Genomic DNA, 23,328 nt, shown 5'->3' on the forward strand with positions numbered 1-23,328 from the left:
AAAATTAGTTTTTATTCAAATTGCTATTTCTTCTCTATCAATTGCACCTAAGTTGGTATCTGGCTCTAATTGGTTTTCTAGTTTTGCTGCTATTTCAACTATTGTAGGAGATTCAAACAAACTTGCTACAGATAATTTAATAGAAAAAGTGTTTCTTAATCTTGACAGAACTTGAACAGCTATTAAAGAATCTCCTCCTAATTCAAAAAAGTTATCATGGATTCCTACCTGTTTAATTCCTAATAATTCTTGCCAGATATCGGCAATTTTTTGCTCAATATCATTACGAGGAGCTATATATGAATTTGGCAAATTAGGTCTGGAGTGGAGTGCAGATAAGTTTTCTGACTGAAAAACATCCTGTTTTCGTTGTAATGAAATCTCTGATTTCTCTTCAGTATCTTTTTGCCCAGATTTGGTACTAAATGCGGCTGATGCAGAAGCTTGAGCCATAATAATCTGATGTTCAAGCGCTTCAGTTTCAGGAAAAGCCGCAACTTGAACAAAGTCTTGAGCGCGTAGTGCTTCAAACCACTGGTCTAAAATGATAAAAGGCTGACCTGGATTGCGTCTTTTATCGTCTAAAGGTTTCAACAGCAGACCCCAACTAATATCAAAATCTATTTTCGGCTGCGTTATTTCCCACACTAGGAGGAAGCCGCCAGGAGCTAATAAAGAGCGTACATGGTGGAGTGTTTGATCTATGTTGCGAGTTGCGTGCAACACATTAGAGGCTATGATTACATCAAAGCTATACTTCTCAAATCCTTGCTCAGTTGGAGACTTGTCTATATCTAGTAATTGATATTCAACAAATGGATAGTCTTTAAACTTCTGTTGCGCTTGAGTCAGGAAGCCGCTACCAATATCAGTAAAAGTATAGTTAGTTTGTTTGGGCTGCAACACAGGTAATAATGCTTGCGTAGAAACACCTGTACCTCCACCGATTTCTAAAACTCTCAGGTGAATTGATGAGGGCAATGATTTGACTACCTGTTCTAAGCTTGAGCGCAAGATAGAGTTGTAGTAAGTAATTAAAGGAGATTCTGAATATGAACCGTTGTTTTCTGTTTGATAAACTAGTTCGTTGAAAATCTCTAATGGTTCTTGTTCACCAACAACAACAGCAGCTAAATTTTTACCACAGCGTTGCACTAAATCTAAATCTATTAAAGATGAAGCAGCGAACCTAACTTTGACTTGCTCTAAATGTTCATTAATATAATCTTGTGAACATGGCACTAGCCCAGTAAATAATCCCTCCTGTTGCTGTAATTGTCCTTGCTTGACTAATATTTGCAACCATCTAGACAACAATTGCTGATAGCGGGGAGAAATATTGTATTGCGCCAACAAATTCTCTAAAGAATACTTATCTTGGGGATTACTAAAAGCCCCTACTTGCTTGAATGCAGAGTTGATGTAGGCTGTACATAAACGATCCAACCATTGTCTATTCTCTTGATAGGTTAACTCGTTAAGTTCTACATTTCTAGTATTTGCTTGTTTTTGACCTGCTTGTGTAAGCGATGTCCACAATTGTGATGTTGGGGGTATTTGCAACTGTCCCCAAGCTGCTTTTTGTGGGGGGTCAATCCAATAACGTTGGCGTTCAAAGGGATAAGTCGGTAAGGGAAGACGGTAATATTCATCCTGACTATAGAATCCAAACCAATCTACTTTGACTCCAGCCAACCAGAGTTGACCAAATGTGTTGAATAAAACACGAGTATCGGATTGCTTTTCTTGAGGATGACGTACCGAACTCAAAACAGTTTGTGCAGCTGCTTTGTCTGGATGCCTTTTGACTAATGTAGTTAGTGTGTGTCCTGACCCCACTTCTAGTAATACTTGTTCAGGTGTTGCTAATAATTTCTCGACACCTTGGGCAAACTGTACTGTGGAACGCAGATGTTGAGCGTAGTAGTCAGGATTTGTGGCTTGGGTGACTGTAATCCAAGTGCCAGTTAGGTTGGAGATGTATGGAAGTTTTGGAGGATTTAAAGTAACTTTTTTAACTCGCTCTCCAAATGCCTCTAAGATTGGTTCCATCATTTGCGAATGGAAGGCATGGGATGTATGCAAAGGTTTACATTCAATTCCTTGAGCAGCAAGCTGATTTTGTAGTGTATCTACTGCTGCTATGGAACCGGAAACTACACACTGGGATGGTTGATTAATTGCTGCAACAGAAATTTCCTCATTTAAAAGGGATTTTATCTTGTCTGCGGGTAAGGGAATTGAAAGCATTGCTCCAGTGGGCAGTTGCTGCATCATTTGTCCGCGTGCTGCTACCAGAGATAAGGCATCTTCTAGGGAAAAAACTTCTGCTAGAGTTGCTGCTACATATTCGCCAATACTGTGACCGATCGCAGCTTGTGGCTCCACTCCATAAGACTGCCATAATTTAGCTAGGGCGTATTCAATTACAAAAATAGCAGGTTGGGCAATTTCTGTTTGTTGAAGTTGTTTTGATACTTCATCAATATTTGATTCGCTGGGATAAATAATATGACGTAAATCTAGCCCTAGTAAAGGTTTAAGAAATTCTGAGCAATAATCAACTTGTTCTCTAAATACTGTTTCAGTTTCGTAAATTTCCCGCGTCATGTTGACGTACTGAGAACCTTGACCAGGAAACATAAAGACAACAGACCGTTCTGTAATCTCTGTATAATTGGTAAAAACTTGTTGGGCTGCTAAATTACTAAGACCTTTAACAGCATCTTCTAAGTCTTGACAAATTAACATCCGTCGGTAATTAAAACTTCGGCGACCACTATTGAGCGTATAAACTACATCGCCTAAATTCAGTTCTGGATGCTCTTTTAAATACGTGATTAAATTAGCTGTTGCTTGCTCAAGAGCATTCTCCGTTTTAGCCGATAGACACAACAAATGATAATTTCTCCCCTGCTCCCCTGCTCCCCTGCTCCCCTGTCCAAAAACAGGTGCTTCTTCTAAAATGACATGAGCATTAGTACCCCCCATACCAAAGGAACTAACCCCAGCACGACGAGGAATGTTATCTGTTTTCCATTCAGTCAGAGTTGTATTGACATAAAAAGGACTGTTAGCAAAATCAATTTTGGGATTAGGTGTCTCGAAATGCAAACTCGGAGGCAGCATTTTATGTTGCAGTGCTAAAACAGTCTTAATCAAACCTGCGACACCTGCTGCTGTATCCAAATGTCCTAAGTTGGTTTTTAACGAACCAATAGCACAGAAACCTTTTTTATCGGTAGTTTGATTAAAAGCTTGAGTTAAAGCTGCAATTTCAATTGGATCTCCTAAAGGTGTAGCAGTACCATGAGCTTCGATGTAGGAAATTGTTTCGGCATCTACACCAGCTATAGCTTGAGCTTCGCCAATCACTGCTGCTTGACCGCTAACACTAGGAGCAGTGAAGCCCACTTTCATTGCACCATCGTTATTGATGGCCGAGCCTTTAATGATTGCATGAATGTAGTCGTGGTCTGCGATCGCATCCTTTAATCTTTTCAATACTACAATACCAGCACCGCTTCCTGCGATCGTTCCTTCTGCCTTAGCATCAAAAGCACGGCAGTGTCCATCAGGAGACAAAATCATTCCCTCTTGATGCAAATAACCTATTTTCTGAGGAATACACAGAGTCACACCACCTGCTAAAGCTATGTCACATTCACCATTTAAAAGACTTTGACAGGCTACATGAACAGCAACCAAAGAAGTAGAACAGGCTGTTTGCACATTTACTGCGGGGCCAGTCAAATCGAGTTTATATGCAACTCTTGTCGGTAAAAAATCTTTATCGTTGGATATTCCAAGTTGTACAGGGTCAAACGTTGGTAGTGATTGATGATGAGAAAAGATATTGTTGAGAAAATACCTATTCATCCCCACACCACCATAAACCCCAATTAAACCATTGTAGGTTTGTGGGTCATAACCAGCTTTTTCGACAGCTTCCCAAGCTAATTCTAGAAATAGGCGTTGTTGTGGATCTATTAACTCAGCTTCTTTGGCACTATAAGCAAAGAAATTTGCATCAAATAATTCAATATCTTTTAAAACACCGCTTGCTTTTACATAACTCGGATTATTTAGTAAATCAACAGAAACACCAGAGTTGATTAATTCTTCATCTGTCAACCAAGAGATGGACTCTACACCATCTCGGAGATTTTGCCAAAATGATTCAATATCTTTTGCGCCAGAAAATCTACCAGCAACAGCAATTATGGCTATTTCAGAATTATTAAATTCGTGATTATCATGCAATAAACTTGTCATTTTACACCTTTTTTCTGAGAGCGATATTGTTGTCTGGATTGTAATTGTTGTTTTCTTAAAGCTTTAATTTCACTCTGGGCTTGAGTGCGATAATTGTTTTCTTTAATTGTTTCTTCTTTTTGAGATTTAGTACCTAAGTATTGGCTGAGGCTATGTATAGTTGGGTAGTTAAACATATCAACTATTGATACTTCTAAGCCCAATTTTTCTTGCAATTGCTGATTAACTTTAACTAGAAGTAATGAATGACCTCCTAGCTCAAAGAAATTATTGTAAATTCCTACCTTTTCTATAGCTAATGTTTTTTGCCAAATGTCAGCAATAATTCTTTCTATCTCTGTATTTGGCATTACATAATCTAATGATTCTTGATGTAAATCTGGGTTGGGCAGAGCGCGACGGTCTACTTTACCGTTAGGTGTTAAGGGTAAGGACTCTAGTATCACAAAAGCGGCTGGAACCATATATCCAGGCAATTGATTAGCCAGAAATTGACGCAGTTCTTCGGTTGTAAGCGTTATATCTTTTTGTGGTACTACGTAGGCAACTAAACTCTTATTACTTGATGTTTTTTCATGAGCAATGACACAACAGTTCTGCACATTGTTATGTTCTCCCAGTAGACTTTCTATTTCTGTCAATTCAATGCGGAAGCCACGTATTTTAACTTGGTTGTCAATGCGTCCCAGGTATTCAATATTGCCATCGGGTAAATAACGCGCTAAATCTCCAGTTTTGTAGAGGCGACCCGTACCAAATGGGTTATGAATGAATTTCTCTTGAGTTAGTTCTGTCCGGTTGAGATAGCCTCTTGCTAAACCTACACCCCCGATGTGCAACTCTCCTGGAACGCCTACGGGTACTGGTTGTAAATTTGCATCTAAGATGTAAACTTGCGTGTTAGCGATCGCCTTACCAATAGATATTTTCTCGTCGTCATTGCATTTTGCGATCGTGGCACAGACAGTAGCTTCCGTTGGCCCGTAAGCGTTGAAGAAGTTTCTACCAATAGACCATTGCTTGATTAATTCAGCAGGACAAGCTTCTCCAGCTACAATTATTGTTTGCAGCGCCGGAAGCTCTTCCACGGGTATAACTGCTAACGCCGATGGTGGTAGTGTGATATGGGTAATAGAATAATCACGTAATCGCTCAATTAACGGTTTCCCTGGCAATAGAGAGTCTTTTGTTCCCATGTACAGCGTTCCGCCTGACATCAGTGCCATTACGACTTCCCAAATAGAAGCATCAAAACTGAAGGAGGCAAACTGGAGAATCCGACTATCCGAAGTCAAGCTAAAAGTTTGAATCTGAGCTTGAGCTAAGTTGCATAGTCCCTTATGCTCAACCATCACACCTTTCGGTCTACCTGTAGATCCTGAAGTATAAATTACATTAGCTAGATGAAAAGCTTTGACTTCAGTAGTTGGGTTATCTTGATTGTTTTGGGCAATTTGTGACCAGGCTTCATCTAAAAAAACTTGTTTTGCTTGATGCTCAGGAAATCTGTCAATAAGTCGCTGAGTTAACAGTAACGAAACTTGAGCATCTTCAAGCATGAAGCTCAAGCGATCTTGGGGATACTCTGGGTCAAGTGGTAGGTATGCTCCACCTGCTTTGAGAATGCCCAGTAGTGCCACTACCATTTCTAGTGAGCGTTCTACACAAATACCCACCAGCACATCTGGTTTTACACCCAATGAGCGCAAGTAATGCGCCAACTGGTTAGCACGACTATTCAACTGCTGGTAGGTGAGTTGTTGATTGTCAAACACCACAGCCAAAGCATCCGGGGTACGCTGAACCTGCTGCTCAAACAACTGATGGATACATTTATCTTCAGAGTACTCTACCCATGTATTATTCCAATCAACCAATAACTGCTGCTGCTCAACTGCTGTCAGCAGGGCTAATTGGGAAATTCGCTCGCTGGGATTGGCAACAATTCCTGACAGCAACGTTACAAAATGACCATTCATTCGTTCAATTGTGCTGGCATCAAACAAGTCAGTATTGTACTCCCACACACCCACCAATCCTTGGGTAGTGTTTTCCATCGATAAAGCCAAATCAACTTTTGTAGCTGTACCTTCTACTGGCAATGAACTAACAGTTAACCCAGCAAGCTCTAGTTTCTGTACGGGTGCATTCTGAAGGTTGAACACCACCTGAAACAGTGGCGTATGTCCTAGATCCCTTTCTGGCTGCAATGCTTCCACCAACATTTCAAAAGGCAAATTTTGATGAGCATACGCGGACAACGCTACTTCTCGAACACGACCAAGTAATTCGCTAAAACTGGGATTGCCTACCAAGTTAGTACGCATGACTAAAGTGTTGACAAAAAAGCCTATTAACCGTTCTATCTCAGAGCGATCGCGGTTAGCAATTGGTGTACCCACCAAAATATCTGATTGTCCTGTGTAGCGGTAAAGCAGAGTATCGAATGCTGCCAACAGAGTCATAAACAGGGTACAACCTTCCTCCTGGCTCAGTTTTGTCAATCTATCAGTTAACTCAGCTGAAAGTGAAAACTTCTGATATGCGCCAGCGAAAGTTTGCACAGGTGGTCTTGGTCGGTCTGTAGGTAGTGATAACAGGGCTGGTGCATCTTTTAGTTGCTGTTGCCAGTATGAGAGTTGGCTTTGTAATACATCTCCTTGCAACCACCGTCTTTGCCAAATTGCAAAATCTGCATACTGAATTGGTAGTGGTGTTAAAGGCGACGGCTGACCTTGAGAATAAGCATTGTAAAGTGCCATTAATTCTTGGACAAACACACCCATTGACCAGCCATCAAAGACAATGTGATGTATAAACACTAATAATGCCTGTTCTGTTTCGGACAATACTACTAATGTTGTCCTGATTAATGATTCATCTGCCAGATTAAAGGGTTGGTGCGCTAGTTGCTGCGCTAATTGCTGCAAAGCAATTTCTTTTTCGGTTATGGATAAATGCTGCAAATCAACAATTGATACTGATACTGTCCCCCGTTCGCTAATAACTTGAACTGGTTCTCCATCAACTGTAATGAAGTTAGTGCGTAACGCTTCGTGGCGAAAAATAATTTCTTGTAAGCTTTGTTGTAGCGCAGTTCGATTGAGAGTGCCATCTAGACGCAAAGCTACAAGTAAGTTATAGAAGGGACTATTGGGATTTAACTTGTCTAAAAACCACAAACGCTGTTGAGCATAAGACAGTGGTAACTCTGCATCCCTTGTTCTCGGTAAGATGGCTGATGTTGTTAGATCCTGTTGCTGCAACTGTTGAATATGTTGGGATAATTCAGCAACCGTTGGTGCAGCAAATAAGCTCCGCAAAGGTAATTCTACATTCAAGCTGCTACGCACGCGGGAAACTAATTGCGTTGCTAGTAGAGAATGTCCGCCAAGTTCAAAGAAATTATCATGAATACCAACTCGCTCAACTTTCAGCACTTGCGCCCAAATTACCGACACAATTTCCTCAATAGGGTTACGTGGAGCAACATACCGAGCTGATAATTGGTTGTGTAAATCAGGTACAGGTAACGCGCGACGGTCTAGTTTCCTGTTAGCAGAAAGCGGTAGAGCATCCAAGATGACTATTGCACTTGGAACCATATACTCTGGTAACTTTTCCTTGAGGAAGTTACGTACTTCGCTAATAGAGATTGTACTTCGACTTACCTCGGCTTCGCTCGGCACGAGTCGCTCAGTACAAGTCTGCTCTGGTTGCGGCACAATATAAGCGACTAAGCGTTTATCGCCCGGTGTATCCTCACGAACAACTGCACAAGATGCTTGTATATCACTCAGTTGACCCAGTACCGCTTCAACCTCGCCCAACTCAATGCGGAAACCCCGAATTTTAGCTTGGTTATCAATACGTCCTAACGATTCAAGCTTACCGTCAGGTAAATAACGCGCTAAATCTCCGGTTTTATACAGACGCTCAGAATCAGAGAATTGGTTTTCTTTTTCTCCCCTGCTCCCCTGCTCCCCTGCTCCTCTGCTTCGACCGAAGGGATTAGGAATAAATTTCTCTTGTGTTAACTGAGGTCTGTTAAAGTAGCCTTGGGCTAAAAGCGCACCGGAAATGTACACTTCTCCTGACACACCCACAGGTACAGGCTGTAGATATTTATCGAGGATGTAAATTTGCGTATTAGAAATGGGTTGCCCAATCGAAGGAAGTAGCGGCCAAGTGTCTATTGCATCAGGCAGGGTATAACTGGTTGCTAGATGGCTTTCTGACGGCCCATACTGATTATGCAAAGTAATATCAGTTAGTTTTCTCAACCAGCCAGAAATCGCTGGAGTAATTTGCAACTGTTCTCCAGAAGTAATAATTTCCCGCAAACCAGTATTAACTATGCCATTCCCCAACGCGACTTCTGCTAGTTGCTGTAAGCCCACAACAGGGAGAAACATTCTCTGAATTTGCTTCTCTTGCAGAAAACCTAACAATGCTAGAGCATCACGGCGTAATTCCTCTGTGATTAAGAACAATGTGCCGCCAGAATACCAAGTAGTGAAGATTTCCTGGAAGGAGACATCAAAGCTAACCGAAGCAAATTGCAGGGTTTTTGCTCCACGAGAAATTTTGAGATTGTCCCGATGCCACAAGATATGATTGCAAAGGGCAAGCTGACTCATGGCTATACCCTTTGGTTGACCTGTAGAACCAGAAGTGTAAATTATATAAACTAAGTTATTAGGTTGTACACCAAGAATTATGTTGTCTGTGCTGCACTTTGAAATATCTTCAGCATCAGTATCTAAGCAAACAAGTTTTGCCTGATTTGGGGGGAGTCTGTCAATAAGTCGCTGTTGAGTCAGTAAAACTTTAACTTGAGTATCGTCTAAAATGAAGCTCAAGCGATCGCTAGGATACTCTGGGTCAAGTGGTACATAAGCCCCACCAGCTTTGAGAATCCCCAGTAGTCCGATGACCATTTCTAAAGAACGCTCGACACACAACCCCACTAGAACATCGGCTCCTACGCCCCAAGAGCGCAAGTAGTGTGCCAATTGGTTAGCGCGGTAGTTTAATTGCTTGTAAGTAAGTTGTTGATTTTGAAACTCTACCGCCACTGCATCTGGTGTCAACTCCACCTGTTCTTCAAATAATTGATGGATGCACTTATGTAGTAGATAATCTACTTCTGTATCGTTCCACTCCACTAATAACTGCTGTTGCTCAACTTCTGTTAGCAGTGGCAATTGAGAAATTCGCTCTTTCGGGTTAGCAATAATCCCTTCAAGCAATGTGACAAAATGACCTGTCATTCGCTCGATGGTACTAGCATCAAACAAGTCAGTGTTATATTCCCACCACCCCACTAGTCCAGTACTTGTACTGAGCGTAGCCGAGGTAGGGGTGTTTTCCATCGATAAAGTTAAATCAAACCTAGAAGTTGTGCCTTTGATTAGCAATTGATTTACAGTCAGCCCAGTCAGTTCTAATTCAGATGTCGGCGCATTCTGGAGGACAAACATTACCTGAAACAGTGGTGTATGACTGAGGTCTCGCTCTGGCTGCAATGCCTCTACCAACATTTCAAAGGGTAAGTCTTGATGAGTGTATGCCTCCATTGCCATTTCGCGGACACGAAGGAGTAATTCGCTAAAACTGGGGTTGTCTGCCAAGTCAGTACGCATAACTAAGGTGTTGACAAAAAAGCCAATTAACCCTTCGATTTCGCTGCGATCGCGGTTAGCAATTGGCGAACCCACCAAAATGTCTTCTGTACCTGTATAGCGGTAGAGTAAGGTATCAAAGGCTGCCAATAGCGTCATGAAGAGGGTACAACCTTGCTCTTGGCTGAGTTTTGTCAGCTTATTAGTTAGTTCAAAAGAAAGTGCAAACTCTTGATGTGTCCCGTGGTAAGTTTGTTCAGCTGGTCTAGGTCGGTCTGTGGGGAGCGACAATAAAGCTGGTGCGTCTTTTAGTTGTTGTTGCCAGTAACTCAATTGGCTTTGTAGTACTTCCCCTTGCAACCACTGTCTCTGCCAAATTGCGAAATCTGCATACTGAATCGGCAGTAGCGCTAACGGTGACGGCTGACCTTGAGCATAAGCGTTGTACAGCGCTACTAGTTCTTGGATAAACACACCCATTGACCAGCCATCACTAACAACATGGTGCATACACACTAACAAGACGTGTTCTGTCTCCGACAGCAATACTAATGTCGCCCTAATTAATCTTCCTTTTGCCAGATCGAAAGGTTGAGTAATTTGTTGTTGCGCTAATTGTTGGCTAGTAATTTCTTGTTCAAGTGTGGATAAATACTTCAAGTCAACAACTGAAACTGTCCAATTGGTTTCTGTTTGAATAATTTGAGAAGGTTTTCCATCAACTGTAATAAAATTGGTGCGTAACGCTTCGTGGCGATGAATAATCTCTTGTAAGCTTTGTTGTAGGGCTGCTTGATTCAAATTTCCCACTAGACGCAAAGCCATAGGAATGTTGTAAAAGGCGCTGTTTGGCTCGAACTGATCTAAAAACCACAAACGCTGTTGTGCATAAGACAGTGGTAATTCTGCATCCCTTGTCCTTGGTAAAATGGGCAAGGAAGTTAGTTCTATCTTTTGTTGCTGTAACTGCCCAATTAATTGTGCTAATTCTGCAATTGTTGCTCTTTCAAATAACTCACGTAATGCTAGCTCTACTTTAAAACTGGTACGGATACGTGAAAGCAGTTGCGTTGCTAGTAACGAGTGTCCCCCAACTTCAAAGAAGTTATCATGTATCCCCACTCGCTCTAGTTTCAGCACTTGTGCCCAAAGAAGTGCCAGCATTTCCTCAATGGGTGTGCGTGGGGCAACATATTTTTCTAGCAGTGTGCTGTCTAACTCTGGTGTTGGCAGGGCGCGACGGTCTACTTTACCGTTAGAGGTCAGGGGTAAGGATTCCAGCAGCACAAAAGCACTTGGAACCATGTACTCTGGTAGCTTTGCTTTGAGAAACTGACGCAGTTCTAGAACTGTTGGGGATTGTTCCACCTGCGGCACTACATAAGCCACTAAACGTTTGTCGCCCGGTTGATCCTCTCGTACTATGACTACACTTTCCCAGATGGCTGGGTGTTGCACTATTAATGCTTCAATTTCGCCCAACTCAATGCGGAAACCACGAATCTTGACTTGGTTATCGATGCGTCCCAAATACTCTAACTCGCCATTGGCTAAATACCGCGCTAAATCGCCTGTTTTGTATAATTTTGACTTGTTAAATGGGTTGGAAATAAAGCGTTCTGCTGTTAGTTCAGGACGATTGAGATAGCCGCGTGTCACCCCTTCGCCGCCAACGTACATTTCACCAGGAACGCCAATCGGCACTGGTTGAAAATATTTATCCAGCACATATACCTGTAAGTCAGGTATCGGACGACCAATTACACTGGCTGTATGATTCAAATCGGCTTTGCTCAATGGGCGATAAGTGACGTGTACAGTGGTTTCCGTAATCCCGTACATATTCACTAATTGGGGCATCTGGTCGCCATGTCGCTCAAACCAAGGTTGTAAACTCTTGATTTCTAAAGCTTCGCCACCAAAAATTACTAGGCGTAAGTTCAAGTCGTCAATAGTTGCTGTTGACTGTTCTACTTGAATCAACTGGCGGAAGGCGGAAGGTGTTTGATTGAGAATTGTGACTTTTTCTTGACACAATAATTGATAGAAAGATTCGGGCGATCGCGTTACTAAATATGGCACTATTACCAGCCGTCCACCATACAGCAAAGCACCCCAAATTTCCCACACGGAAAAGTCGAAAGCATAAGAGTGGAACATTGTCCACACATCTTGAGCATTGAAGTGATACCAAGCGTCTGTGGCTGCAAACAGACGCACTACATTTGAGTGATTAACTAAAACGCCTTTGGGCTTACCTGTGGAACCAGAAGTATAGATGACATAAGCTAAATTATCGGTTGCTGCGGTATTTTCCGGGTTTAACTCGCACTCTTGAGCAATTTTTTCCCAGTCGCTATCTAAGCAGACAAGATACGCTTGATGTTGAGGAATAGACTCTACTAATTGCTGTTGTGTTAAAAGTACTTTAACTTGAGCATCTTCGAGCATAAAGCGCAAACGCTCAGTCGGATACTCAGGGTCAAGTGGCACATAAGCACCACCTGCCTTAAGAATACCTAGTATTCCCACAATCGCTTCTAGCGATCTTTCCACACACAACCCAACCAGGGTATCTGCTTTTACACCCAAGGAGCGCAAGTAATGTGCTAACTGGTTAGCACGGCAGTTCAACTGGTAATAAGTGAGTTGTTGATTCTCAAAGACAACTGCTACAGCATCGGGGGTACTCAAACACTGTTCTTCAAACAACTGATGGATACACTTATCAGAAGGATAATTCGCCTGAGTATTCCACTCTCCAAATAACTGCTGTTGCTCTCTTTGGGTTAGTAGTGGTAATTGTGAAATCCTCTCCTCTGGATTAGCGACAATCCCTGACAGTAATGTTACAAAATGCCCTACCATCCGGGTAATTGTAGCTTGCTCAAATAGGTCAGAGTTGTACTCTAAACTTCCACTCAGCCCTTGCTCACTCTCTGTCATCAACAAGGTTAAATCAAACTTAGCTGTTGGGTTCTCTATTTGTAGCGGAGTTGAAGATAAACCAGGCAATTCTAATTTTCCAGGCGGCGTATTCAGCAAAACGAACATTACCTGAAACAATGGCGAGTAGCTGAGGTTTCTTTCTGGCTGCAAGGCTTCTACTACTTGCTCAAACGGCGCATCTTGGTGAGAGTATGCTTCCATTGCTACTTGGCGCACTCTTTGTAGTAACTCCCAAAAGCTGGGATTTCCAGAAACGTCAGTACGCAATACCAAAGTATTGGCAAAAAAGCCGATGAGAGATTCTAGTTCACTGCGGTTGCGGTTGGCGATCGGAGAACCGACGAGGATATCTTGTTGATTGCTGTAGCGCGATAGTAAGATGACAAAGCCAGTCAGCAAAGTCATAAATAAGGTTGCCCCTGACTTTTCGCTAAGGCTTTTGAGTTTTTGAGTCAGGCGATCGCCAAGCTGAAAGTGTTTGATGCTACCACGGCTTGTCTGTATTAATGGGCGCACTCGGTCGGTAGGAAGTTCCAGTAAGGGAGGCGATCCTGCTAATTGTTGCTTCCAGTACTCCAGTTGAGTGTCCATAACTTGGCCTTGCAACCACTGTCTCTGCCAAACAGCAAAATCTGCATACTGAATCGGCAGTTCAGGCAATGGAGAAGGCTTACCAGTACAAAAGGCTGTGTACAAGGCTGTCAGTTCGCGCCACAAAACCCCATCAGACCAACCATCAAAGACGATGTGGTGGACACTTAGGAGTAGCACATATTCATTCTCACGTGGCTGCAATAGGGAAGACCGCAACAGCGATCCTTGCTCTAGATTAAAGGGTTGTTCAACTTCGTTTTTGACCAGTTGCAAAACTTGAGTTTCTCTTTCTATTTCAGGAAGTTCCCGAAGATTCACTATAGGTAACGTCAAGTTGAGGCTGGGAGCAATCACCTGAACAGGCTTGTTTCCCGAAGCTACAAACGTAGTTCGCAATGCTTCGTGGCGTTGGATAATTTCATTGAGACTATACTCTAATGCAGAAATATTGAGCAAACCCTGAAGACGAAAAGCTAAGGAAACATTATAGGTGGAGCTATCTGGCTGCAACTGATGGATGAACCATAATCTTTCTTGAGAAAAAGACAAAGGCGGGTGTTCATTCCGAGATACAGGCACCAAATCTGGAGCTTGATTCTGTAAGTCGAGAATGCTTGCGATCGCCTGCCAAATATCTTCTCCAGTTTTTACTGGCTTGTTTGGTTCTAATGGATTTATTTCAGCAGAATAGCTCATTGTAATCTTTTTACTTCAGGTTTTTATGAATACACTAGAGTATTTAGTTTTGCGAAAAAAGCCCATTTTCAAAAATTATCAGCCTTGCTTTTTATCTATTAGTTTCACTATAGTTGCTACACTTTGAAAATTCTCTGCATTAATATCATTAGCTGCAAACTTAATTCCAAAATTATTCTGTAATTTAAGTATAAGTGACATAGCATTGACAGAATCTAGACCCATAGTAAAAAGATTGCTAGACTCTGATAAATCTTCACTAGTAATATTTGGTAAAACCTTTAAAACTACATTTGTAGTTTCTTGCTTAATTAAATCAATATTTTTCATATTTTTATATTTTCTGATAAATTATCAATTAAATTTTTTCTTAATACTTTACCTAATGGACTTTTGGGAATTGCGTCACGAAATTCGATAATTTTTGGTATTTTAAAATCAGCTAACTTGCCCCAACAGTAAGATAGAATATCTTTTTCGTCACAAATCTCTCGGTTTTGAGGTACAATAACTGCTTTAATAATTTCTCCTGCATACAAGCCTTTGATGCCAACAACAACGGCTTCTTTAACTTGACTATGCGTTATCAGGATGTTTTCGATTTCTAATGGATCGACTTTGTGACCTCCGGTATCAATGAAGATTTGCTTTCTACCAGTAATATAAATATGTCCGACTTCATCCTTCTTGCCTAAATCACCAGTAAAAAACCAACCATTTTTAAATGTCTGTTGATTTATTTCGGGTTTATTACAATATCCTTTAGTTACTGCTTTACTTTTGATGACTATTTCTCCAATACTTCCAGTTGGAAGTTCTTTTTCTGTATCATCAATAATTTTAATTTCGATATTTTTTAAAGGTAAACCGACAGAATCATAGGTGTCATTTATATCTCGATCTAAATTAATCGCTATAGAACCAGCTTCTGTACTACCATAAAGTTGTCTTACAGGAATGCCAAATCTCTGAAGAAATTTATCAAAAATTTCTTTTGATAAAAAGTTACCTGCCGAAAAGCATAGTTTCAGCTTAGAAAAATCAACTTGAGTATCATCTGGTGTTTCTGCTAGAGTGTTAAAAATATAAGGAACAGCAGGTAAAATAGTAATTTTTTCTTTTTCTATAAGTTCTAATACCCTTGAGCGTCTAAAAGCAAATGGCACTTCAATGGATTTTCCTTCATGCAAAACTTGTTCTAAAATTACCAGAGTTGCGCCATTATATATAGCAGTTAACAAGCAATTTTCTAATCCATGTGCGTGATACAGTGGCACTATACATAAAATATTATCTGTCGCGGATATATTAGCTGTCTCACTCAAGTTTGTAATTTCGTGAGATAGATTATCTTGGCTTCTACAAACTCTTTTAGGTTTACCTGTAGAACCAGAAGAATATAGATAAAGCACATCACCTTTAAAAATAGAAGTGCTTTCTGTAACTATTGAGTTATCTACTTCTTTAGGAAGCGAATAAGTACGATCAATAACTATTAATTCTATTTCTTTGTCTATTTTTGAAATAATTTTGCGAATATTTTCTGATTCATGAGTATTGGTAATAATTGCTTTAGTATTACTGTCGATAATGTAGTAGCTGACTTCTTCTTCTTTGAGAAGAGGATTGATTGGCAAAACTATAGCATTTAGTTTGGCAGTCGCGTAAAAAGCGATCGCAAATTCTGGGCTGTTAGGCAAAATTAACGCTATGCAGTCACCTTGGGAAATACCGATTGTATTTAAATGGTTACTTAAATGTGTAATATTAGCATAAAATTCTTGATAGCTAATTCTTAAGCGATCGTAGGCGATCGCAGTTTTATCAGGATGTTTATTGACAATTTCTAACAGTCTTTTTTCTAACATTATTCCCTCAATCTTTAAAAGTCTATATACTTAAGCAAACCTCTAAATATAATAAAATATCAAACCTCTTCAATAAAATAGTTTTTAGGAAACTTTTCTGTAATCATTATTACTGGTCTTTTATTAGAAAAAACTCGATACGTCCGAGAAAGCATTTTGTCTTTTCTCGCTATATTAAAATAATCAGATAAGTCCTCAGATGGTTCTATTGCTGAATCGATTATTTCTTTAAATATCTCAAGTTTATGTTCTAACCAGAGCCTACCCATTGGTTCCTGAGATTCCATTAGTTTGGAATTCAACCTGTTATCTAGTCTTTCAGGTACAATGATGGATTCAGCGTAAATAAAATTATTTAGACTAATTTTACCTTGTAATAATATTTTTCTCTCAATTACCTGGGTGCCAATATCTAAATCTAGGGCTGGAATAGATTTAGTAATTATAACTACTTTTTCTGATAATTTGACTAACTGAATTTTTTCTAACAAATAAGCTTCTAATATTTGTGTCAATGTGCCGTCAGTTGTTAGTAAAATTCTTTGAAATGGACTTAAGTTAAGTAGTTCCAGATGTTTAGATGTTAATGTTTCCTGCATTTCTACCTGAAGTTATATATAGTTTTTGCGAGTTTTGTGTAAACCAGAATCCATTAATAGCTATAAATGACTTACAGGCGAATAGCCTCAATTACGCTGACTGGAGACGCTATTGGATGAATTTTTGTGATTGCAAAGCCTGCTGTTTCTAATAAAGCTTCATACTCAGCTTCAGTCCGTTCACGGCCTCCATAATTCAAAAGCATCTGCAAGTCGAGGAGTTTACCATAGAATGGTTCGTTGCCTGGAGGTATAACCATTTCGACTAGCAGCAGCTTACCGTCAGGCTGCATCGCTTGATAGCAATTTTTCAGAATGGCGATCGCTCTTTCATCATCCCAATCGTGAATAATATACCGAAGCAAGTAAGCGTCTCCACTTGGGGGTACTGACTCAAAGAAGTTCCCGCCAATTAGTTGACAACGATGTAGCAATCCCAAGTCTGCAATCAGAGGCTTGGCATCTGCAACTACATGGGGTAAATCAAATAAAATCCCCTGCATTCTCGAATTCGCCTTGAGAATTGAGGCAATCAAAGTACCGCGTCCACCTGCAACCTCAACTAAATTGTGGATGGATGAAAAGTTATAACCTGCTGCGATCGCCGCATCTTGTTTATCAGAAAAACTACTAATGGCTTTATTGTATATTTTAGTGGCAGAGGCATCAGTAGCTAAGTAATCAAATATCTCCATCCCGAAGATATTTTTGAATACAGGTTTTCCGGTTTTGACACTTTCAAGTAGATGTCCCCAAGGTTGCCATTCCCAAGCTTGACCAGACTTGATAGCATAAGCACGCAGGGAGTTAGGGCGATCGCTTTGCAGACATTGGGCAAGCGGTGTTAATTCAAAGTAGCCTAAACTACCTTCAGCAAAGATACCAACACTGGCAAGGGCGCGTAATAGTCGGTAGAGCGATCGCACATCTACACCAGCTATTGTTGCTAATTCAGCATAACTTTTAGAACCATCCTTGAGTAAATCAGCAATACCCAGTTGAGCCACTACATAAATAGCTTGCGTAATCCAAGAGCCTACGATCATTCGCTGTAATTCTTGCGTAGGCTGCATCTGATTTGTATCTGTATCTATAGGATGTTGTACTTGAGTTTGAAACATAGACACTTAATGAAAAAATTCATTTTTGAGAAAGTTGATTTAGTTCTTGTCCCAAGGCTGCGATCGCAGCATAAATAATTCCTGATATGACTGATGACTTTACTCTTTTTTGATAAAGACTAATTTATCGTTGAAACAAACTTGCTTCCTTTAAATTACTATGCTGAGAATTTCAATTCAATAATACTCTCAGCTTCTTCAAGAAAATGCAATAGCATTTAGGACAATTAATTGGACAGTTAAGAAAGTTAAGAAAGTTAAGAAATGAATTACCAAAAAACAATGTTATTTGCAAAATAAAATATATCGCCTCGATTCGCCTTGGGATAACCTGCTCTATGCCGCAGCATTTGAGCATTAATAGGGAAAGGCAAACTAGCTAATTCACCAGCCGGCTCAACAATGGCGACGAGCGTATCATGTGCCAACGGGTCAAGTTGAGAAGACTGGAAAATATAGGGATTAGTAGGATAATCTAATCAAATAAAATTGCTACAAGTTGATATTGATTACTTAATCTTGATAAAAAATTAATAAATTTATCTTATGTGCTTGCTTAACTTTCCTAAATTTCTTAACTTTCCTAAATTCTGAAAATAATTACTTCTTAACTGTCTTAACCGCTCTTGAAAATATGTTTAATTACTGATATATCTGTAGTTGAAAAAATAATTTCCTTTAACTTTAAGGAAAACTCTATGCCTAAAAACACAGTCAAAACAGTGGATGTTGGAGCGTTACCATTTTTTGCGCGTTTCTTGTCAGAGCAAGCTACTGAAAAAGAAGGAACAGAGGTTCCTTGGACTTACAAGTTTCCTTCAGATTTGGAAGATAAATAATTTATTTAGTCTTCTACATCTGAAAGTACCTTTCTAATCGGGAAGATACCTTGTAATTGGCTTCATCATAATTTAGGGGAGTAGCAGTTATCAAATAACTAAAAACTACTCTAAAAGACGCGATGGTGCAGAGCGACCACTTTAGCGATCGCTTTCATATTATCTTTTCCAAACATGGAGGTGATTGCTTTTTCTAGTCCCCTAAATTTTTCAAAGATTTTTGGGTAGCGAAAGCAATTTGTTTGCTATTACTTGATAGCTACCTCTTAAAATTATCGAAAAAGTATATTTTATGCACCTGTCTGGTGATGTTGTTTTATTAATCACCCACAGTGGTGATTTCTTCACAATAGATAGAGTGGCAGAAGCCTTATCAAAAAAAGGGGTGCAACCATTTCGTCTAGATACTGATAAGTTTCCTCTAGAAGTGCAATTAACAGCACATTTTGATAAGTCTAAAAGCTACCACACTATAGAATATAACAACCAATCTATCAGCACAGAGCAAGTGCAAGCTGTATGGATGCGCCGTATTTGGGAACCACAACTGAGTCAAGAATTAGCGCCAAAGTTCCGAGAAGCCTGCATTAGAGAATCACTTGCAACTTTAGATGGTTTTTGGGACAGCCTCAAAGGAGCTACGTGGGTAGATAATTTAGAGCGGATAGATTATGCAAGTAACAAGCTGCGCCAACTGCGGATTGCGTCTGAAGTAGGTTTTGTTATTCCCCAGACTCTTATCACCAACAAAGCCCAAGCAGCACGAGAGTTTTTCGAGCAAGTCAATGGCAAAATGGTGAGCAAGCTCTTAACTGCTCTTTCCCGCAGTATGGAAGCTAACTCCTCGTTTTTTCTGTACACCAGCATCGTCAAGTCAGAAGACTTACAAGATGCCGAGTCACTGCGCTATTGCCCAATGGTTTTTCAAGAGCAAATTCCCAAACAACAGGAATTACGGGTGGTGTATGTGAATGGTAATGTATTTGTAGGGGCGTTAAATGCAGATATGTATGCAGCAGCCATTGATTGGCGTAAACCTGGTGTTGAGGTTGGCGCATGGCAACACCACCAGCTTCCCGATCGAGTAGTTAGCCGTCTCAAAGCCTTTATGGAGAAATTTGGGCTGTTGTTTGGAGCGTTAGATTTCATCGTCACACCGTCAGGCGAATACGTTTTTTTGGAAATCAACCCTGTGGGGGAGTGGGGAATGCTAGAAAAGGATTTAGACTTGCCTATTGCAAGTGCGATCGCAGACGCCCTACTTCAAAGAAAGAATGAATAATTAAAAATTTAATATTTGATATTAGCCTGCGGCAAGCCACCCAAAAGGTGTCTACATACTTCATAGTTCATACTCTTTATGACCGTATTAATAGTTACGTTTAGTCAAGACAACGAAAGCATTCCTCTAGTCATCAATGAAATTGAGGTTAGAGGAGAAAAAGCATTTCGGTTTGACACAGACAGATATCCTACCGAGGTGAAGTTAGATATTTACTCTGGCGATCCTGAACGAGTAATTATTACTGATGGCGAACAAAAGCTAGATTTGAGTGAAGTCTCCTCAGTTTGGTATCGGCGGATGCGCTACGGACAAAAAATTCCCGACTCAATGGACAAGCAATATAGAGATGCGTCAATTAATGAATGTCGCGCCACAGTCAGGGGTATGATTGCCACCCTTCAGGGATTTCACTTTGATAAAATATCCAATGTGGATCGAGCTAATAATAAGCAACTACAATTGCAAGTTGCACGAGAAGTTGGTCTGGTAACTCCACGCACTCTGACTTCAAACAATCCAGAAGCAGTCAAGCAATTTGCTCAAGAGTGTAGCCCAGGTATAGTTACCAAGATGCTTTCTTCCTTTGCTATTTATGACGATCGGGGGCGAGAAAACGTTGTGTTTACCACTCCAGTTACAAATGACGATCTGGAGAATATGGAAGGACTGCGTTTTTGTCCGATGACCTTTCAAGAAAATGTGCCCAAGGCGCTGGAATTGCGGACAACGATTGTCGGACACCGCGTATTTACTGCCGCAGTAGATTCCCAAAGCTTAGAAGGATCTACTTATGACTGGCGCAAAGAGGGGAGAGCCTTAGTTAAAAATTGGCAACCTTACGACTTGCCAGAAGATATTGAGAAAAAACTGCTCAAACTAATGGCTTATTTTGGTTTAAACTATGGAGCAATTGATATTATTGTCACCCCCGATGGTCGCCATGTATTCCTCGAAGTGAACCCAGTCGGGGAATTTTTTTGGATGGAAATATATTCACCACACTACCCTATTTCACAGGCGATCGCAGAAGTATTACTGACTAACAAAAATTAGGGGATTGAGCCTTGTGTATTTTTATTGTCTTCTATTTTTAAAGGTGTTAGTGAGATTCCACTATTAAATTTATTAATATTAAATTCCTTATTTAAACGAATTATTTACATTTGGAGATTAAATCCTTGTGATCAACCTAGTAAATACACAAACAGTTTTAACATTTAATGGGGTAAATGATTATATAGATTTTGGCAGAAACGACATTGGCGGCGTTTTCGCTCAAGGGAGTTCAGCTTTTACGGTTTCAGGATGGGTAAATCCATACGAACTAACGAATAAAGCCACTAGTTACGGAACGCGCAATGTATTTTTTGCCCGTTCTTCAGAGAGATTTAGCGATAACTTTGAATTCGGTATCAGTGAAACAGGAAGCCTAGATGTCTACATTGATGAAAGTGTCAGCAAGGGTATCAAAACCTTTGGGCAAGGAGAATTAACTATAGGACAATGGCACTTTTTTGCTATTGTTTTTAATAGTGGTCAAGTAACCGTATATCTTGACGATCGCGAATATAACGATTCTCTTAGAGGTTCATCTTTAAACAAAGCCACAAGTTCTATAACTCTGGGAGCAACCTTACACAAACAGGTCTATTTCAAAGGACAATTAGCAAACATTAGCGTTTGGAATTATCCCTGTACTCAAGCAGAAATCCAGACTCATCGTTGTGGGCAAATAGCCGGAGATGAATCAGGATTAGTGGCTTACTGGAAATTAGACGATGGGCAAGGTACAAGTGTCAAAAACCAAACTGGAAAGTCCTATCAAGGAAATTTTCGTGGTAATCCTATTTGGACTTTAGCAGAAATTCCATTCGCAACACAATCATCAAATCCAGTTCCATTTGCAGCAGAATCATCCAATCAAGAAGATATTCAACTTGAAGAGATCCAAACTGAGACAGCAGTTATTCCTGAAGAAAATATCTCACCACTAACTACAAGTTTATTAGCAGCAACGGTATCGTTAGTAAGCGACGACGAAGACCAATCAAAGGAAATTCAACAGACAGAAATAAACAGCGAAGAATCCGAGATTATTCCAACTGCGATCGCTCTCGAACCACATGACGAAGAAACCAAAACAGACCAAACTGAAGCTTCCGTTAATATCCAACAAGCACAAATATTAACTCAAAAGGAATCGCCGTTAGTAAGCGACGACGAAAACCAACCAAAGGAAATTCAACAGACAGAAATAAACAGCGAAGAATCCGAGATTATTCCAACTGCGATCGCTCTTCAGTCGCATGACGAGGAAACCAAAACAGACCAAACTGAAGATCCCGTCAATATCCAACAAGCACAAGTATTAACTCAGGAGGAATCGCCAGAAACCATGAATACAAAAGCCCGTCCCAAATATAAAATACTTTCCATTGATGGAGGCGGTATTCGGGGCATTATTCCGGCATTAATCCTATCAGAAATTGAAAGGCGGACACAAAAGCCTATATTCAGCTTGTTTGATTTAATTACTGGCACTTCCAGCGGTGGAATTTTAGCACTTGGACTAACTAAACCCCGATTAAGTTCCAATGTACCTGAGAACTTGCCAGTAGCTGAATACACTGCTGAGGATCTCCTACAGTTCTTTCTTGAGTATGGGGTAGAAATATTTTATGAGCCTTTGTTTGAAAGACTACTTGGCCCATTAGAGGATATATTTCTCCAGCCAAAATATCCTTCCGAAAGCAAAGAAGAAATTTTCCGGCAATATTTTGGTAACGCCCTTATCGAAAATAATCTCAAAGAAGTTTTTGTAACGAGTTACGATATCGAGCAGCGAATTCCGATATTTTTTACAAATCAACTAGAAAAGCAGCAAATAGAATCTAAGAATTTTCAGAAGTTATGTGGCGGTTTTTCGCTCCTAGATGCGGCATTGGCAACTAGTGCCACTCCGACTTATTTTGCTCCTCATCGGCTTGTAAACCCCCACAATAGCGGCATCGCCTATACTTTAATCGATGGTGGAGTATTTGCTAATAATCCTGCCCATTTAGCTATTTTAGAAGCACAAATTAGTAGTAAACGAAAAGCCCAAAAAGTCCTGAATACAGAAGATATTTTAGTAGTTTCTTTAGGCACAGGTTCGCTGACGAGTGTCTACCCTTATAAAGAAGTCAAAAATTGGGGACTCTTACAATGGGGAAGACCGCTTTTAAATATTATGTTTGACGGTAGTAGTGAAGTGGTAGCTGGAGAATTAGAACAGTTATTTGAACCTACTGAAAAAGAAGCTCAAAGTTTTTATTATCGCTTTCAAACATTGTTAGATAGTGAGCTAGAAGAAATAGATAATACCAAACTCCAAAATACTCGTCAGTTACAAGCTATAGCCCATCGACTAATATCTAATAAAAGTAAACAAATCGATGAACTGTGTAGTCTTTTGTTGAGCTAAATCAGATTTCTTATA

The 23,328-nt window shown here is 40.2% G+C and carries 10 protein-coding genes; 4 read left to right on the forward strand and 6 right to left on the reverse strand.

Annotated elements, in window-relative coordinates; translation table 11 throughout:
- Window positions 1-15: 15 nt before the first annotated feature.
- The 6 genes from V7K45_RS06745 to V7K45_RS06770 form a co-directional block, all read right to left on the reverse strand.
- Entirely contained in the window at window positions 16-4,275 is a 4,260-nt protein-coding gene (locus tag V7K45_RS06745) for a beta-ketoacyl synthase N-terminal-like domain-containing protein (protein ID WP_335001628.1), read from the reverse strand.
- Window positions 4,272-14,021 carry an amino acid adenylation domain-containing protein gene (locus tag V7K45_RS06750; protein WP_442941967.1) on the reverse strand — a complete coding sequence of 3,250 codons (9,750 nt, stop codon included), beginning with the start codon at window positions 14,019-14,021 and terminating at the stop codon, window positions 4,272-4,274. Before V7K45_RS06750 ends, V7K45_RS06745 begins: the two co-directional genes overlap by 4 nt.
- Before the next feature lie 195 nt (window positions 14,022-14,216).
- Window positions 14,217-14,468, reverse strand: coding sequence for an acyl carrier protein (locus tag V7K45_RS06755; protein WP_335001632.1), 252 nt, complete (start codon window positions 14,466-14,468; stop codon window positions 14,217-14,219).
- Window positions 14,465-16,006: a class I adenylate-forming enzyme family protein gene (locus tag V7K45_RS06760; RefSeq protein ID WP_335001634.1), complete on the reverse strand. Its 1,542-nt coding sequence runs from the start codon at window positions 16,004-16,006 to the stop codon at window positions 14,465-14,467. Before V7K45_RS06760 ends, V7K45_RS06755 begins: the two co-directional genes overlap by 4 nt.
- A 59-nt stretch (window positions 16,007-16,065) precedes the next feature.
- A complete protein-coding gene (locus V7K45_RS06765; RefSeq protein WP_335001636.1) occupies window positions 16,066-16,605 on the reverse strand; it encodes a chorismate--pyruvate lyase family protein in 540 nt (179 codons plus the stop codon).
- A 71-nt stretch (window positions 16,606-16,676) separates the two neighbouring features.
- Window positions 16,677-17,726: a methyltransferase gene (locus V7K45_RS06770; protein ID WP_335001639.1), complete on the reverse strand. Its 1,050-nt coding sequence runs from the start codon at window positions 17,724-17,726 to the stop codon at window positions 16,677-16,679.
- 698 nt (window positions 17,727-18,424) lie between these two features.
- On the opposite strand from V7K45_RS06770, the gene V7K45_RS06775 reads away from it, so the two are divergent.
- The 4 genes from V7K45_RS06775 to V7K45_RS06790 all read left to right on the forward strand — a co-directional run bounded on the left by V7K45_RS06775 (window position 18,425) and on the right by V7K45_RS06790 (window position 23,313).
- Window positions 18,425-18,565: a microviridin/marinostatin family tricyclic proteinase inhibitor gene (locus tag V7K45_RS06775; protein WP_335001641.1), complete on the forward strand. Its 141-nt coding sequence runs from the start codon at window positions 18,425-18,427 to the stop codon at window positions 18,563-18,565.
- A 292-nt stretch (window positions 18,566-18,857) separates the two neighbouring features.
- Window positions 18,858-19,847, forward strand: coding sequence for an MvdC family ATP-grasp ribosomal peptide maturase (locus V7K45_RS06780; RefSeq protein ID WP_335001643.1), 990 nt, complete (start codon window positions 18,858-18,860; stop codon window positions 19,845-19,847).
- A 78-nt stretch (window positions 19,848-19,925) separates the two neighbouring features.
- Window positions 19,926-20,903 (forward strand): MvdD family ATP-grasp ribosomal peptide maturase, encoded by a 978-nt coding sequence (locus V7K45_RS06785; protein ID WP_335001645.1) that lies wholly within the window; start codon window positions 19,926-19,928, stop codon window positions 20,901-20,903.
- Between the two features lie 127 nt (window positions 20,904-21,030).
- Entirely contained in the window at window positions 21,031-23,313 is a 2,283-nt protein-coding gene (locus V7K45_RS06790; RefSeq protein WP_335001647.1) for a patatin-like phospholipase family protein, read from the forward strand.
- Window positions 23,314-23,328 lie beyond the last annotated feature (15 nt).

The organism is Nostoc sp., from assembly GCF_036917375.1.
Classification (GTDB): domain Bacteria; phylum Cyanobacteriota; class Cyanobacteriia; order Cyanobacteriales; family Nostocaceae; genus Nostoc.

What these genes read in the sequence shown, in the direction of transcription:
- V7K45_RS06785 (WP_335001645.1), top strand. Translation starts at nt 19,926, where the DNA reads ATGACCGTATTAATAGTTACGTTTAGTCAAGACAACGAAAGCATTCCT.
- V7K45_RS06745 (WP_335001628.1), bottom strand. Translation starts at nt 4,275, where the DNA reads ATGACAAGTTTATTGCATGATAATCACGAATTTAATAATTCTGAAATA.
- V7K45_RS06760 (WP_335001634.1), bottom strand. Translation starts at nt 16,006, where the DNA reads ATGTTAGAAAAAAGACTGTTAGAAATTGTCAATAAACATCCTGATAAA.
- V7K45_RS06775 (WP_335001641.1), top strand. Translation starts at nt 18,425, where the DNA reads ATGCCTAAAAACACAGTCAAAACAGTGGATGTTGGAGCGTTACCATTT.
- V7K45_RS06755 (WP_335001632.1), bottom strand. Translation starts at nt 14,468, where the DNA reads ATGAAAAATATTGATTTAATTAAGCAAGAAACTACAAATGTAGTTTTA.
- V7K45_RS06780 (WP_335001643.1), top strand. Translation starts at nt 18,858, where the DNA reads ATGCACCTGTCTGGTGATGTTGTTTTATTAATCACCCACAGTGGTGAT.
- V7K45_RS06765 (WP_335001636.1), bottom strand. Translation starts at nt 16,605, where the DNA reads ATGCAGGAAACATTAACATCTAAACATCTGGAACTACTTAACTTAAGT.
- V7K45_RS06770 (WP_335001639.1), bottom strand. Translation starts at nt 17,726, where the DNA reads ATGTTTCAAACTCAAGTACAACATCCTATAGATACAGATACAAATCAG.